Raw genomic sequence first — 15,632 nt, forward strand, 5'->3', positions numbered from 1 at the left:
GTGGTCTGGATTGCTTCGTCGCAAGGGCTCCTCGCGATGACGCGGAGAGAGCAACGCCTCTCTCCTCCGTCATTTGCGAGTGTAGCGAAGCAATCCAGCGTCTCTCAAAGAAGGTAGTCTCGATGGCTGCGCCTCGAGGCTAGTTCACCCTTCGATCCTTCCCCGCCCAATACGGCTCGCGCAATTGCCTCCGCAGAATCTTGCCGCTCGGATTCCGCGGCAGCGCCGGCAAAAACTCGACGCTCTTCGGCGTCTTGTAGCCGGCGATGCGCGTCCGGGTGAAGTTGATGATGTCGGCGGCGGTTGCCTGCTTGCCCGGCTTCATCACCACCACGGCCTTTACCGCCTCGCCCCATTTGTCGTCGGGCACGCCGATGACCGCGGCTTCGGCGACATCGGGGTGATCGCACAGCGCGCTCTCGACCTCGGCGGGGTAGATGTTCTCGCCGCCGGAGATGATCATGTCCTTGATGCGGTCGTGAATGTAGAGATAGCCGTCCTCGTCCATGTAGCCGGCATCGCCGGTGCGCAGCCAGCCGTCGCTACGCAGCGTCGCAGCGGTTGCCTCCGGCAGGTTCCAGTAGCCCGCCATGTTCGATCCCGAGCGCGTCGCGATCTCGCCGACCTGGCGCGGCGGCAGCGGCTTGCCGTCCACGTCCAGGATCGCGATCTCGACGCCCGGCAGCGCCTTGCCGGCCGAGCGCATCCGCTCGAGGCCCTCGACGTGATCCTCCGGCGGCAGCGCGACGATCGTGCCCGTGGTCTCGGTCATGCCGTACATCTGCACGAAGCCGCATTTGAAGATCTCGATGCATTCCTTCAGTAGCGCCGCGGGTATAGGCGAGGCGCCATAGAGCATGTACTTCAGCCGCGAGAAATCGACGGTTTTCGCGCGCGGCTGCCGCACTACGAATTGCATCGCCGCCGGCACCATGAACAGCTTCGTGATCCCGGACTGCTCGAAGAAATCCAGCACCTTGCTCGGATCGAACTCGCGCGCGATCACGCCGCGAGCACCGTGATAGAGTCCCATCACGCCCCAGCCGGAGCCGCCGATGTGGAAGATCGGCATTGCGACCAGCGAGACGTCATCCGTCGACCACCGGTTCCACTCCGGCTTGTCCTCGGCATTGCCTGTCTGCACCAGGTTCAGGAAGTTCGCGTGGCTCAGCATCGCGCCCTTCGGCCTGCCTGTCGTGCCCGAGGTGTAGAGCTGGATGGCGATGTCCTTTGTGTCGATCGGCACCTTCGGGTCGTCGCCGCTCTGCGCATCGCGCCAGGCCGTAAAGTCCTGCCATTCTGGCGCACCGCCTTCGGTGGTGATGGTGGTGCGCACGGTGGGGAGTTGGTCCCGGATCTGGCGGACCAGCGTGATGAACTCCGGACCCACGAACAGCACTGGCGCCCTGCAATCCTCGACGATGAAGGCGACCTCCGGGCCCGCGAGCCGCCAGTTCACCGGCGCCATCACGACGCCAGCTTTCATCGCGCCCATCAAGAGCTCGAAATAGAGGTCGCTGTTCTTGCCGAGATAGGCGATGCGGTCGCCCTTCGTCACGCCCATCGCGAGGAGCGCGTTCGCGACCTTGTTGGTCTTGATGTCGAACTCGGCGAAGCTGGTGGTGCGGCCTTCGAATTCATAGGCGATGGCGCTGCCCCGGCTCTTCGCACGCTCGCGCACCATGTCGGCGAGGTTCGCCAATGGCTGTATGGACATGTTTCTCCCGTGGCGTCTTGTTCTTATGCCGGGGAGTGTGGCGTCATCCGCGGGTGAAGACAAGATGGGCGAGGACGGTGGTGCTTCCGTGTCCCGGACGCTGCGCAGGACGAAGTGATGCGCTGCAGAGCCCGGGCCCATTCTATCCACGCGCAAGAAATCTGGGCCCCGGCTCAGCAGTGCACCACGCCGAAGGCGGCGCGCTGCACTGCGTCCGGGGCACGAGAGAGCGTCACCCCCGCTTCGCCCGGTCCTTCTCGTTCTGCGCCATGATGCTCTCGCGCGCGGTCTTCCAGTCGTCGTCGCTCCAGTCGCGGAGCTGGTAGAAATTGCCGCCCATGGCGAGCGCCTGGGCGCCGTCCATGGCGATGGTCTCGCCGTTGATCCAGTCGCAGCCGCCGGAGATCAGGAACACCGCGAGGTTCTGCAGTTCCTCCATGGTGCCGACGCGGCCCATCGGGTTCATCGCCCTGGTGCGCGCGCCGGCTTCGTCGCCCGGCTTGATGCGCTTGCTCATGCCCTCGGTCGGGATCTCGCCCGGCGCGATGGTGTTGAGGCGGATGCCGTAGCGGCCCCATTCGGTCGCCAGCGACATCGTCATTGCGTGGATCGCCGACTTGCTCATCGCCGACGGCACCACGTAGGGCGAACCGTTGCGCACCCAGGTCACCGTGATCGAGACGACGTTGCCGGGCTGCTTCAGCGCGATCCAGCGTTTGCCGATAGCGTGCGTCACGTAGAACGTGCCGTGCATGACGATGTTGGCAACCGCATCGAAGCCGCGCGGCGACAGCTCCTCGGTCCGCGAGATGAAATTGCCGGCGGCATTGTTGATGAGGTCGGTCAGGGGAGCCTCGCGGAAGATGTTCTCCACCATCTCCTCGACCGCGAGCGCGTTGCGGATGTCGACGCCATGGCTGGTAACGCGGCCGCCATGGAGATCCATCAGCTCGGTCGCGGTCTCGTCGCAGACGATCTTGCGCCGGCCGCAAATGTGCACGTCGGCGCCGAGCTGGAGAAAGCGCGCCGCCATCGACTTGCCGAGACCCGTGCCGCCGCCGGTCACGAGAATGCGCCGGCCGGCCAGAAGATTTTCCTTGAACATGGCTGTTTCCCCCGTAGGGATTGTCAGTTAATTGGTCGATTGACTAAATCCGTCCGTCAGCTTTCTGTAAAGCGGCACCGAACAAGAACAGGGGAGAATTCATCCATGGAAGATCGCGTCTCGATCTCGATCTCGGAAGGCGTCGCTGATGTGCGCCTGGTGCGCGCCGACAAGATGAACGCGCTGGATCAGCCCATGTTCGAGGCCCTCGTCGCCGCAACCGACCGGCTTTCGAGGGAAAAAGGCGTGCGCGCCGTCGTGCTGTCAGGCGAGGGCCGCGCCTTCTGCGCCGGTCTCGACATGGGGCGTTTTGCCGCCATGAAGGAGAAGGGCGGCAACGGAATTCCGGGTGGCGAAAATCGAGACCTGACCAAGCGCACGCACGGCCAGGCGAACTTTCCGCAACAGGCGGTATGGGGATGGCGCCAACTTCCGGTACCGGTGATCGCAGCCGTGCACGGCGTCGCCTTCGGTGGCGGTTTCCAGCTCTCGCTCGGCGCCGACATGCGCTTTCTCACCCCCGACGCGCGGATGTCGGTCATGGAGATCAAATGGGGCCTCGTGCCTGATATGGCGGGCACGCCGATCCTGGCCTCGCTCGTGCGCGACGACATCCTGCGCGACCTCACCTATACCGGCAGGATCTTCTCAGCGCAGGAGGCGATGGCCTACGGCCTTGCCACGCGCATCTGCGACGATCCGCGCGCTGCCGCGCTCGAAGTCGCGCGCGAGATCGCCGGCAAGAGCCCCGATGCGATCCGTGCGGCCAAGCGGATGCTGAACAATCTCTCGGTCGATCCGGGCCCGGCGCTGCTGGCGGAATCGGTCGAGCAGCAGAAGCTGATCGGCAGCGCCAACCAGACCGAAGCCGTGCGCGCCAATCTGGAAAAGCGTGCGCCGAAGTTTGCGGATTGATCCGCTCTCCGTCGTTCCGGGATGGTCCGAAGGACCAGACCCGGAACCTCGAGATTCCGGGTTCGATACTGCGCGTCGCCCCGGAATGACGAACACAACACCAAAGATAAACAACAATGAGCGAAACGTCTGACTTCCTCGGCATCGTCTCCGGCGACCGCCGCCGCACCCACACTGAAGTCGCCAACCGCGCCGACCGCATCGCCTCCGGCCTCGCCAAACTCGGCGTCCGCCCGGGCGATTGCGTCTGCATGCTGATGCGCAACGACATCGCCTTCCTGGAAGCCGCCTATGCCGCGATGCGGCTGGGGGCCTATGGCGTGCCGATCAACTGGCACTTCAAGCCGGAGGAAATCAACTACATCCTTGGCGATACCGGCACGTCCGTGCTGATTGGACACGCCGACATGTTGCACGCCCTGCGCGATGCGATCCCCAACGGCGTCACCGTGCTCAGCGTGCCGACGCCGCCGGAGATCCTGTCCAACTACAAAATCGATCCCGATCATCTGAAGACACCGGACTTCGCGATCGATTTCGAATCCTGGCTTGTACAATTCCAGCCTTATGACGGCCCGGTGGTGCCGCAGCCGATGAACATGATCTACACCTCAGGCACGACCGGCCATCCCAAGGGCGTCCGCCGCAACGCGCCGACGCCGGAGCAGCAGGCCGCCGGCGAGCGCATGCGCGCGATGATCTATGGGCTAAAGCCTGGCGCCCGCGCGCTGCTGCCGGGTCCGCTCTATCATTCCGCGCCGAACTCCTTCGGCATCCGCGCCGGCAAGCTTGGCGGGGTACTGGTGCTGATGCCGCGCTTCGAGGCGGCGGAATTCCTGGAAGCGATCGAGCGGTACAAGATGGACACCATCTTCATGGTGCCGACCATGTTCATCCGCCTGATGAAGCTCCCCGAAGCTGTGCGGAAGAAGTACGACGTCTCCTCGCTGCGCCACGTCATCCACGCCGCAGCGCCGTGCCCGGCCGACGTCAAGCGCGCCATGATCGAATGGTGGGGGCCGGTGATCTACGAATTCTACGGTTCGACCGAATCCAGCGCCGTCACGTTTGCGACCTCGGAGGACGCGCTGAAGAAGCCTGGCACCGTCGGCAGGATATCGCCCGGTGCCGAACTGCGCTTCATCGGCGATGACGGCCGTATGCTTGGCGTGGGCGAGATCGGCGAGATCTATTCCCGCATGGCCGAGCTTGCCGATTTCACCTACCACAACAAGCCGGAGAAGCGCGCCGAGATCGATCGCGACGGCTTCATCACCTCCGGTGACGTCGGCTATATCGACGAGGACGGCTACGTCTTCATCTGTGATCGCAAGCGCGACATGGTGATCTCGGGCGGCGTCAACATCTACCCGGCCGAGATTGAATCCGTGCTGCATGCCGTGCCCGGTGTGCATGATTGCGCGGTGTTCGGCATCCCCGATGCCGAATTCGGCGAGGCGCTGATGGCCGTGGTCGAGCCGCAGGCGGGCGTCACGCTCGATGCGTCCGATGTCCGCGCCGCGCTGAAGGCGCATCTGGCCGACTACAAGGTGCCCAAGCATATCGAGATCCGCACCGGCCTGCCGCGCGAAGATTCCGGAAAAATCTTCAAGCGCCGCCTGCGCGATCCCTATTGGGAGCAGGCGGGCCGGAAGATCTGACGATATCGTAGGGTGGGCAAAGCGGAAGCGTGCTCACCAATTTCGCTTACGTTCCGCGCCGGGCTCGACCTGCGCAAGTTCGAGGGGCGGTAGCCCAGGCTGCCAGGTACGCGCAGGAGTAGCAATCATTGATCGGCTCGGCTAAGTTGGCGTTCCCACGCCCACGCCAGCCCGCGCTGATCATCCATGCCCTCGTACCGTGCCAGTCCTGGTTTCTTCGAAGTCCCCCATGCCGCCGTCTACGTGCTGATGACGGTCACTATCCTCGCGTCGGGTTTCTGCTTCATCCTGGCGGGCGGCGCGTCGGCGCCGGCGGAGTTGCTGTATCGGTTCGGTGGCATGTATGCGACCGCAATCGCGCGGCACGAGTACTTGCGCCTCGTCGCGTATGGCTTCCTGCACGTTGATTTCGTCCACCTCACCATGAACATGTTGTGCCTTGTGCTGTGGGGCGCACATCTCGAGCGGCGGGTCGGGCCGGCCTATTTCCTAATCATCTACCTCTGCGCGATGGTGTTCGGTGCCGTCATCGGCAATGGCATCCATTCCACGCCTTATTTGACAGTCGGGGCGTCCGGCGCCACGTCGGGCATCCTCGGCGCGCTGCTCTGCCTCTGGATACTCGGCAAGCACGACGTCGGGTTCGACTTCTTCGCTATAAACATCGGATTGAACATTGCGTTTGCGCTCGGCAATTCGCGGATCGACTGGGGCGTCCATCTCGGCGGTTTTGCAGCCGGATTGATCACGTGCGCATTGCTCGACCTTGTCGAAAAAGCGAACGCCTGGACGCTTCGTTGCAAGTTTCCCGAGGTCGTCAAGGTTAACCTGACCCTGCTAGCCTTCGTCATCGCGCTGTGGGCGTGGGGCGGTCCGGCGCAGAGCATCGCTACAGGCCTTTCCGCATGGGGGCTGATGGTCGTCATCGTGGTCGCATGCTGTGCCGTTGTGAAGATGGTCGATCTCGCGCTCTCTATGAAAAAGGGTCTCGCGGTCGTCGTGCCGGCCCTGGCTGGAGTGAACGCTGCTGCAGTGCTGTTGTGCGGTTGGGCGTTGGCATTCGCTTGCTGGCCGCACATGCCAATTGGATACATTCCGCTCGACCTGTTTCTTGTCATATTCTGCCCGAATTCCATTCTCATCTCGGGACTTGCCGCGGTTGGCGTCGCCGCGCTGACGCTTTTTCTCGGTGCGAAGGAGATTTTTCGAGGGATCGCGGATGTTGGATTCGTCGGCGCGTCACTGCGAGCCGAACGCAGTCGTCGCCACGGTCTTTGATTCCGGCGAGGGCGCCTATATATGCCTGCTTGCTGACGCGGATAATCTCGAGGCTCCTGAATCCCATGGCCCCCGTTTCCATTCTCCTCAACATCCTCTGGATCCTCATCGGCGGCGCCTGGATGGCGTTCGGCTGGGTGGTCGCCGCGATCGTCATGGCTATCACCATCATCGGCCTGCCCTGGGCGCGGGCGGCGTTCAACATCGCGGTCTACACGCTGCTGCCGTTCGGCTCGAGGGCGGTCAGCCGCTACGAGGTCACGGGTGTCGAGGATATCGGCACGGGTCCGCTCGGGGTGATCGGCAACATCATCTGGTTCGTGCTCGCCGGCTGGTGGCTGGCGCTCGGCCACGTCCTGACGGCCTTAGTGCTCGCCGTCACCATCATCGGCATCCCTTTCGCGTGGGCGCATCTGAAGCTCGCGGGCATCGCGCTCTGGCCGATCGGCAAGGTGATCGTACCGGCCTGAGACGTGACTTCATAAGGGTTGGCGCTCGGCGGCGGAGCTGGAGGTCGCAGGGCTTGGCCATCATTGGCGGCTCATGAACCGAAGCGGACAACTCAACCGGCGACCGACCCTCGACAGCGCCGGTCGACCGCGTGCCTCGATGGGCTTGCCTCGCTCAGGGACGAACACGGATGATCGTATTCCCCTTGCGTCGCTCGGTCGAATTCAGGGCGGCGACGGCGTCATCGAGGCTTGAGATCTTGCCGATGTGCGTCCTCAGTCGTCCGTCTTGCACCCGCTGGACGATCTCACGCAGTTGAGCGCGATCCGGCTCGACGACGAAGTCGACTGCTAGACCGTCGGAAGGCCGCGCCTCTGCGGGGCCGACGATGGTCACCAGTGTTCCTCCGGCTCGAATCCGTTCGACCGACCGCTTCTGTATGTCACCGCCAATGACATCGAACACCAGATCGACCTTGCCCACGTCGTCCAGGGCGTCGTTGTCGAGGTCGACGAACTCCTTCGCGCCGAAGTCGAGCACCGTTTGACGGTCGGCGGCGCGTCCGGTGCCTATGACGTAGGCGCCGGCCTCTCGTGCGAGTTGCGTCACCATCGACCCGACCGCGCCGGCCGCGCCGTGCGCGAGGACACTCTGCCCCGCCTTAAGATGGCCGTGCTGGAACAGTCCTTGCCATGCGGTCAGACCTGAGATCGGCAGGCTCGCCCCCGCTGTGAAATCGACGTCGTCCGGCAGCGGCGCAAGATTGCGCGCCTCGATCGCCACATATTCGGCCAGCGTGCCGTCGCGATACCAGTCCGCGAGGCCGAACACCCGCTGTCCCAACACCAGCCCTGTCGTTCCATATCCAAGCGCGGTGACCACTCCGGCCAGCTCGTGCCCAGGGATAGATGGTGTTCGGTCGCGATCGAGGCGATCAGTCCAGGTCGAAGGCCACGTCAGCTCAGTCGGAACAAATCGCGCCGCATGAACCTGAACCAGCACGTCGTTTATCGCAGCCTGCGGTTCGGGCCGGTCCACCAGCTTCATTCCAGCCGCTCCAGCGGCTTGATCCCTTACAACGATAGCTTTCATGAGAATGGTCCTCGGTCATTTGTTTCTCTTGTTGCAGGAAGCGCGGACGTGCCGACCACCGAGTGGGCAATGCGAAACTCTCGTCGGAGATTTGCGCCGTTTGCATCGACCGGGAGTCTCAAATCCTGATGGATCGAGATTCCGGTCGCTGGCGTTTAGATGCGCTGCGCCCAGTCATAAAACAGGACCAAGACTGACGAATTCGGCTGTACCAAGCTCGATCGCCTCTCTCCCCATCCAGGATGCCGCGCGCCGGCATCCCGACGGTCGCCGCCCGCGAGTTCACGGCAGGCCGAGGGGCGGCGGCTAGCGCTGGGGGGCGTTGTGAAGATGCTGCATCGTTGCTCTATCTGGAGGCGCGGAGCGCTCGGCCGCCTCGGTGAGATTTCGGCAATCTCTCGTGCCCCGAACGCAGCGCAGGCGCGCCGCGTCTTCGCGGCGTGATGCGCTGCAGAGCCGGGGCCCATGTTGCGGCAATGTGCTCTGTGGCTTGTGGGTCCCGGCTCGACGCAGCAACGCTTGCGGCGTTGCTGCTTGTCCGGGACACGCGATCATCGCCCCAGCCCTGCCGCGACGCCACCAAGTTCATCTTGCACTGCGGCAGAAAAATATCGCACACTCGCCGTTGCCGGGCATCCAAGCGAGCTCGAACCAGGGAGCGAGCCATGTCCCTCCAGACCGTACCATCCGAGGCCGATCAGCGCCCAAACCGCCCCGAGGACGCCCAGGCGCTGGAGGCCGACGCGCGGCTGCGGGACGATATCCGCCTGCTCGGGCGCATCCTCGGCGACACCGTGCGCGACCAGGAGGGCGCCGACGTGTTCGACCTGGTCGAGCGCATCCGGCAGACCTCGATCCGGTTCCACCGCGACGAGGACCGGCTCGCCCGCCGCGAACTCGAGCAGATCCTCGACAGCATGTCGACCTCCGAGACGGTGCGGATCGTCCGTGCCTTCAGCTATTTCTCGCACCTCGCCAACATTGCCGAGGACCAGAACAACATCCGCCAGATGCGCGCGCGCAGCGCTGCCAAAAGCGACGGCTCCGGCGTGCTGGCGGAGACGCTGGCGCATGCCAAGGCGGCGGGCATCGGTCCCGATCAGCTCCGCAACTTCTTCAAGACCGCATTGGTCAGCCCGGTGCTGACCGCGCATCCGACCGAAGTCCGCCGCAAGAGCACCATGGACCGCGAGATGGAGGTGGCCAGCCTGCTCGATCGCCGCGAGCGGGTCGCGTTGACCGCGGAGGAGGCGGCCGCCAGCGACGAGCAGCTTCGCCGCGAGGTGCTGACGCTGTGGCAGACCAATCTCTTGCGCCGGACCAAGCTGACCGTGCTCGACGAGGTCGCCAACGGCCTGTCCTTCTACGACTACACCTTCCTGCGTGAGGTGCCGCGGCTGATCAACACGCTGGAGGACCGGCTGGAGGAGGGAGGCGCGCAGGCTGCGGGCGAACTCGCCTCGTTCCTGCGCATGGGCAGCTGGATCGGCGGCGACCGCGACGGCAACCCCTTCGTCACCGCCGACGTCATGCGCGGCACGCTGCGGCTGCAATCGAGCCGGGTGATGCAATTCTATCTGAACGAGCTGCACGTGCTCGGCTCCGAGCTGTCGATCGCGGCTCATCTCGCCGATGTCTCCGAGGAACTGCGCAACCTGGCGGAGCGCTCGCCGGACACCTCGCCGCACCGGAGCGGCGAGCCTTATCGTCTCGCGGTGTCCGGCATCTATGCCCGGCTCGCCGCAACGGCCGAAATGCTCGAGGTCGAGATCACACGCCGGCCGGTCGGCAAAGCGGCGCCTTACGCCAGCGTCAAGGAGCTGCAGGCCGATCTCGACGTGCTGCACCGCTCGCTGATCTCCAACAACGCGCGCGTCATCGCCCGCGGCCGGCTGCGGCTGCTGCGCCGCGCGGTGGACTGCTTCGGCTTTCATCTCGCCCGGCTCGACATCCGTCAGAACTCGGCCGTGCACGAACGCACCATCGCCGAGCTGATGGACGCCGCCAATCCCGGCATGTCCTATCTCGCGCTCGGCGAGGACGCGCGCATCTCGCTGCTCACCAACGAATTGCGCTCGACGCGCGCGCTGGTCTCGCCATTCGTCAAATACAGCGACGAGACTATGGGCGAGCTCAACGTCTTCCATGCCGCCGCGGAAGCGCATGCGAAGTTCGGCCCGGACGCGATCCCTCAATGCATCATCTCGATGTGCAAGGGCATGTCGGACATGCTGGAAGTGGCGGTGCTGCTCAAGGAGGTCGGCCTGGTCCATCCCTCCGGCCGCAGCGCCATCAACATCGTGCCGCTGTTCGAGACCATCGAGGATCTGCAGGCCTCATCCGGCATCATGGACCGCATGCTGTCGCTGCACGATTACCGCCGGCTGGTCGACAGCCGCGGCAGTGTGCAGGAGGTCATGCTCGGCTATTCCGACTCGAACAAGGACGGCGGCTTCGTCACCTCGGGCTGGGAACTCTATAAGGCGGAGATCGGACTCGTCGAGGTGTTCGAGCGCCACCACGTGCGGCTGCGCCTGTTCCACGGCCGTGGCGGTTCGGTCGGCCGCGGCGGCGGCCCGAGCTATGACGCCATCATCGCACAGCCCGGCGGCGCCGTGAACGGCCAGATCCGCATCACCGAGCAGGGCGAGATCATCTCGTCGAAATATTCCAATACCGAGGTCGGCCGCAACAATCTGGAGATCCTCGCCGCCGCGACGCTGGAAGCAAGCCTCCTGCATCCGCGCCAGAGCGCGCCGCGCCGCGAATATCTGGTCGCGATGGACGAATTGTCGAACCTCGCGTTCAAGGCCTATCGCGGCCTGGTCTACGAGACCGAAGGCTTCGTCGATTATTTCTGGGCTTCCACCGTCATCAACGAGATCGCGACGCTCAATATCGGCAGCCGCCCGGCCTCACGCAAGAAGACCCGCGCGATCGAAGACCTTCGCGCCATTCCCTGGGTGTTCTCCTGGGCGCAATGCCGCCTGATGCTGCCGGGCTGGTACGGCTTCGGCAGCGCAGTCGAGCAATGGATCGCCGAGCATCCCGACAAGGGCATGCCGTTCCTGAAGGAGCTCTATAAGGAATGGCCGTTCTTCCGGATGCTGCTGTCGAACATGGACATGGTGCTGGCGAAAAGCTCGATCGCGATCGCCTCGCGCTATGCCGAGCTCGTCCCCGATGAAGCCTTGCGCGAAAAGATCTTCGGCCGCATCCGCCGCGAATGGCATTCCTGCATCGAGACGCTGCTCGACATCATGGGACAGGACCGCCTGCTCCAGGGCAACCCGCTGCTGGAACGCTCCGTGCGCCACCGCTTCCCCTATCTCGATCCGCTCAACCACGTGCAGGTCGAACTCTTGAAAGAGCACCGCGCGCAGAACCCGGACGAGCAGGTGCTGCGCGGGATTCAGCTCACGATCAACGGCATCTCGGCGGGCTTGAGGAATACGGGGTAACTCATCCGTCGTTCCGGGTCGATGCTGCGCCATTGGCCCGGAATGACGTCATCACCAACTCACGGCTTCATCGCGCCCTGCACACTGGTGTAGACCGCATAGAGCGACGTCGAGCCGCAAATATAGAGCCTGTTGCGCTGCTGGCCGCCGAAGCACAGATTGGCAACGGTCTCCGGGATATGAATCTTGCCGAGCAACTCACCCGACGGCGTATAGCAGCGCACGCCGTCCTCGTTCGGATCGCCCCAGCCGACCGAACACCAGACCCGCCCTTCGGTGTCACAGCGGACACCGTCGGTAATGCCGGGCTTCGGCATGTCTGCAAAGACCTTGCTGTTCGAGACCTTGCCCGCGGCGACGTCGAGGTCGAACACGCGGATATGCGAGGGATTGTCCGGCCCGTCCGTGAACCCGGTATCGCAGATGTAGAGCTTCCTCTCGTCCGGCGAGATGGCGAGTCCGTTCGGCTCGACAAAGTCGTCGACCACGACCTTGACCTCTCCGGACTTCGGATCGACCCGATAGACGTTCTTCTTGTCCTGCTCGGGCTCGGCCTTGATCCCCTCGTAGAAGCCGCCGATGCCGTAAGCGGGGTCGGTGAACCAGATCGCGCCGTCGGCGGTGACGACCGCATCGTTCGGCGAGTTCAGTCGCTTGCCGTTGAACTTGTCGGCGATGATGGTGATCGAGCCGTCGAGCTCGGTTCGTGTTACGCGGCGGCCGCTGTGCTCGCAGGTGATCAGGCGTCCTTCGCGGTCAATGGTGTTGCCGTTCGAGTTCATCGAGGGCTGACGATAGACGCTGAGATGACCGTCATCCTCCGAAAAGCGCATGATGCGGTTGTTCGGAATGTCGCTGAACAACACATAGCGGCCCGCGGCAAAATACACCGGACCCTCGGCCCAACGGAAGCCGGTCGCCACCCGCTCGACCGCCATCGTGCCGGCGAAGGCGGGAAAGCCGGAGGGGCCGAATGTCGGCGGTCCCTTCTTGGCGGATTCCAGATGAGCGTCAGGATAGCGGCTGCCAGGCAATGGTCCGAGCGGCAATGGCGCCGTCGACATCGTCGGCGCGCCGGTCTGGCCGAGCGGCGTAACGGAAGCCGCGCCGGCGGCGCCGATGGTCATGCCCGTCGCCGCGACCGCTGCAGCGCCCTTCAGGAGGGTGCGGCGGGCGAGGACGGGTTCGCCAGCATCGGTGGTGATAGGAAGTCGTGTCGTCATGGTCGCCTCCCGATTTTTTTGTTGGGAGGAGACCATCCGCCCGCATTCGGGCGTAAAGCGGGCGATCTCCGGCCGGGCAGCCGGAGATCGCAATGCAGCAATGGACGGAATCCGTCTAGACCGGATCCCAGGTGAAGATATCGGCCGAGCGGTCGAGCTTGTAGAACGAACCCTTGAGTGCCGGCATGCCGTGTTCCGCGATCGATTGCGGCGTCCAGCCTTCGCTCCGCTGCACCGAGCGGATCGGGCGGTTCTGGCTGAACAGGAAGATCTCGTTCATGCGTACGCCGAAGATCTGACCGGTGACGTCCTTGGCGGAATCGCCGAGCAGATAGCCGCAGAGCGGCGCGATCTTCTCCGGCCCCATCTGCTTGATCTTCTCGACGCGCGCCTTCTCGGCCTCGGTCTCGGTCGGGATGGTCCCGATCATGCGCGTCCAGGCGAAGGGCGACACGCAGTTGGAGCGCACGTTGAAGCGGCCCATGTCGAGCGCGATGGATTTGGAGAGCCCGACGATACCGAGCTTGGCGGCGGCGTAATTGGCCTGGCCGAAATTGCCGATCAGGCCGGAGGTCGAGGTGAAGTGCACGAAGGAGCCTGATTCCTGCTCTCGGAAGATGCGGGCCGCCGCATGCGAGACGTAGAACGAGCCCATCAAATGCACCTTGATGACGGCCTCGAACGCCTCCACGCTCATCTTGTGGAAGATCATGTCGCGCAGGATGCCGGCGTTGTTGACGACGCCGTCGAGCCGGCCGAAATGATCGGTCGCCGTCTTCACGATCTTGCTGGCAGGGATCGCTTCGGCGACGCTTTCGAAATTGGCGATCGCCGTGCCGCCCCGCTTCTTGATCTCCTCGACCACTTCTTCGGCCGGAGCAGCGTTCGAGCCGGCACCGTCGGCGGCGGCGCCGGGATCGTTGACCACGACCTTGGCGCCTTCCGCCGCGCACAGCAGCGCGATCTCGCGCCCGATGCCGCGGCCTGCGCCGGTGACGATGATGACCTTGTCTTGCAGTGACTTGCTCATGTGGCTTCTCCTGTTGCGTCCGTCATTCCGGGATGGTGCGAAGCACCAGACCCGGAATCTCGAGATTCCGGGTTCGCGCTTTGCGCGCCCCGGAATGACGGTTAGTTACCTCTCGTTCGTAAACACGATCGTGCCACTTGCGGCGAACATGCCGCCGACGCCGTGGCACACCGAAATCTTCGCGTTCGGCACCTGTGCCGGCGCGATGCCTCGCATCTGGCGCACGCTCTCCTGGAGCGCGTACATGCCGTACATGCCCGAATGCATGTAGGACAAGCCGCCGCCATTGGTGTTGAGCGGCAACTTAGCCCCAGGCCGCGTGTTGCCGTCCGCGATGAACCGGCCGGTTTCTTCGTACGGCATGAAGCCGAGATCGCCGAGGCCGAACAGGGGCAGATGCGCGAACGCATCGTAGATCATGAGATGATCGACGTCCTTATGGGCAATGCCGGCCTCCTTGAACGCCAGTGGCCCTGCCGTCTTGAACGCGCGCGAGGAATTGAAGGTCTCCATCTGGCTGACCATCGGCGTCTCCACGCTCTCGCCGGTGCCCATGATGTAAACGGGCTTGCGCGGAAAGTCCCTGGCGCGGTCCGCCGAGGTCAGGATCAGCGCGCCGCCGCCGTCGGTGACGAGGCAGCACTGAAGAAGGCGGAACGGATAGGCGATCATGCGCGAGTTGAGGACATCAGTGACCGTGATCGGGTCCTTCATCATCGCCCGCGGATTCTTCGCCGCCCATTCCCGCTGCACCACCGCAACCGAAGCGAGCTGCTCGTGGGTGATGCCGTAGGTTTTCATGAAGCGCAGCACCGGGATCGGAAACATGCTGGGCGGACCGTACACGCCATAGGGCGCCTCGAACTGGCCGTTGAGGCTGTCCGCCGGCGTCGAGCGCGGCAATTTGCCGATCATCGACTTGCCGCTTTCGGCATGGGTGATCAGAACGGTCTTGCACAGGCCGGCCTCGATCGCCGCGGCGGCATGGCGGACGTGGAGCATGAACGAGCAGCCGCCGACCGAGGTGCCGTCCACCCAGGTCGGCTTGATGCCGAGATAGTGGCAGACCTGCTGCGGCGTCTCGACGGCAGTGGCAAAGCCGTCGATGTCGGACAGCTTCAGCCCGGCGTCCGCAATGGCATTGAGTGCGGCGTCCGCGTGCAGCTGGAGCTGCGAGGCGTTGGGAATGACGCCGAGCTCGGTGGTCTCGGCCGCGCCGACGACGGCAACCTGGTTCTTGCGCATGGCTTATCCCTTCGCCGGACGGAAGACGGGGAGGGTGATCTTGTCGTCGAGCTCCTGGAACGCGACCTCGAGCTTCATGTCGAGCTCGAGCGCCTCCGGCGTCTGCGGGCAGTCGATGATGTTGCTCATCATTCGCGGCCCCTCGTCGAGCTCGACCACGGCGATGGCGTAGGGCGGCGTGAAGCCCGGCGCGGCGGGACGATGGTTGATCACGTAGCTGTAGAGAAAGCCCTTGCCGCTCGCCTTGAAGATGCTGACCTTGCGCGAGGCGCAGGAGGGGCAGAACGGGCGCGGCGGAAAGTAGACATGCGCGCAGGCGTCGCAACGCTGCAGGCGCAATTCGCCCGCTTTCGTGCCATCCCAGAAATGCTGGGTCTCCGGCGTCGGTTTCGGTCGCGCGCGCTGCGGTTCGGCCATATTGGCGGCTCCTCCCAAAAGACAGGCTTCGCGCCCGC

General features: G+C 64.3%; 12 protein-coding genes. 5 read left to right on the forward strand and 7 right to left on the reverse strand.

What is annotated here, in order from left to right:
- Positions 1-139 precede the first annotated feature (139 nt).
- Together EHH60_RS17580 and EHH60_RS17585 are read right to left on the reverse strand one after the other, a co-directional pair.
- On the reverse strand, positions 140-1,717 hold the full coding sequence (locus tag EHH60_RS17580) for a fatty acid--CoA ligase (RefSeq protein ID WP_124160718.1): 1,578 nt from the start codon (positions 1,715-1,717) through the stop codon (positions 140-142).
- A gap of 232 nt (positions 1,718-1,949) precedes the next feature.
- Positions 1,950-2,822, reverse strand: coding sequence for an SDR family oxidoreductase (locus EHH60_RS17585; protein WP_124160719.1), 873 nt, complete (start codon positions 2,820-2,822; stop codon positions 1,950-1,952).
- A 105-nt stretch (positions 2,823-2,927) separates the two neighbouring features.
- Between EHH60_RS17585 and EHH60_RS17590 the strand changes: the two genes are divergently transcribed.
- The 4 genes from EHH60_RS17590 to EHH60_RS17605 all read left to right on the forward strand — a co-directional run bounded on the left by EHH60_RS17590 (position 2,928) and on the right by EHH60_RS17605 (position 7,146).
- On the forward strand, positions 2,928-3,737 hold the full coding sequence (locus tag EHH60_RS17590) for a crotonase/enoyl-CoA hydratase family protein (protein ID WP_124160720.1): 810 nt from the start codon (positions 2,928-2,930) through the stop codon (positions 3,735-3,737).
- Positions 3,738-3,853: 116 nt separating this feature from the next.
- Positions 3,854-5,398: an acyl-CoA synthetase gene (locus EHH60_RS17595; RefSeq protein WP_124160721.1), complete on the forward strand. Its 1,545-nt coding sequence runs from the start codon at positions 3,854-3,856 to the stop codon at positions 5,396-5,398.
- Between the two features lie 186 nt (positions 5,399-5,584).
- Positions 5,585-6,676, forward strand: coding sequence for a rhomboid family intramembrane serine protease (locus tag EHH60_RS17600; RefSeq protein ID WP_124160722.1), 1,092 nt, complete (start codon positions 5,585-5,587; stop codon positions 6,674-6,676).
- A 65-nt stretch (positions 6,677-6,741) separates the two neighbouring features.
- Positions 6,742-7,146, forward strand: a complete 405-nt coding sequence (locus EHH60_RS17605; protein ID WP_124160723.1) for a YccF domain-containing protein — start codon at positions 6,742-6,744, stop codon at positions 7,144-7,146.
- 154 nt (positions 7,147-7,300) lie between these two features.
- Here the strand turns inward: EHH60_RS17605 and EHH60_RS17610 are convergent, their stop codons facing one another.
- Positions 7,301-8,218, reverse strand: a complete 918-nt coding sequence (locus tag EHH60_RS17610) for an NADP-dependent oxidoreductase (RefSeq protein ID WP_124160724.1) — start codon at positions 8,216-8,218, stop codon at positions 7,301-7,303.
- Positions 8,219-8,883: 665 nt separating this feature from the next.
- Between EHH60_RS17610 and ppc the strand changes: the two genes are divergently transcribed.
- Positions 8,884-11,679 (forward strand): phosphoenolpyruvate carboxylase, encoded by a 2,796-nt coding sequence (gene ppc, locus EHH60_RS17615; RefSeq protein ID WP_124160725.1) that lies wholly within the window; start codon positions 8,884-8,886, stop codon positions 11,677-11,679.
- Positions 11,680-11,738: 59 nt separating this feature from the next.
- On the opposite strand, the gene EHH60_RS17620 is transcribed toward ppc, so the two are convergent.
- The 4 genes from EHH60_RS17620 to EHH60_RS17635 all read right to left on the reverse strand — a co-directional run bounded on the left by EHH60_RS17620 (position 11,739) and on the right by EHH60_RS17635 (position 15,594).
- A complete protein-coding gene (locus tag EHH60_RS17620) occupies positions 11,739-12,902 on the reverse strand; it encodes an SMP-30/gluconolactonase/LRE family protein (protein ID WP_124160726.1) in 1,164 nt (387 codons plus the stop codon).
- Positions 12,903-13,017: 115 nt separating this feature from the next.
- Positions 13,018-13,932, reverse strand: coding sequence for an SDR family NAD(P)-dependent oxidoreductase (locus EHH60_RS17625; RefSeq protein ID WP_124160727.1), 915 nt, complete (start codon positions 13,930-13,932; stop codon positions 13,018-13,020).
- 105 nt (positions 13,933-14,037) lie between these two features.
- Positions 14,038-15,177 carry a thiolase C-terminal domain-containing protein gene (locus EHH60_RS17630; RefSeq protein ID WP_124160728.1) on the reverse strand — a complete coding sequence of 380 codons (1,140 nt, stop codon included), beginning with the start codon at positions 15,175-15,177 and terminating at the stop codon, positions 14,038-14,040.
- Positions 15,178-15,180: 3 nt separating this feature from the next.
- Positions 15,181-15,594 carry a Zn-ribbon domain-containing OB-fold protein gene (locus EHH60_RS17635; RefSeq protein WP_027558650.1) on the reverse strand — a complete coding sequence of 138 codons (414 nt, stop codon included), beginning with the start codon at positions 15,592-15,594 and terminating at the stop codon, positions 15,181-15,183.
- Positions 15,595-15,632 lie beyond the last annotated feature (38 nt).

The sequence above is a fragment of the Bradyrhizobium sp. RP6 genome, from assembly GCF_003837805.1.
GTDB lineage: Bacteria > Pseudomonadota > Alphaproteobacteria > Rhizobiales > Xanthobacteraceae > Bradyrhizobium.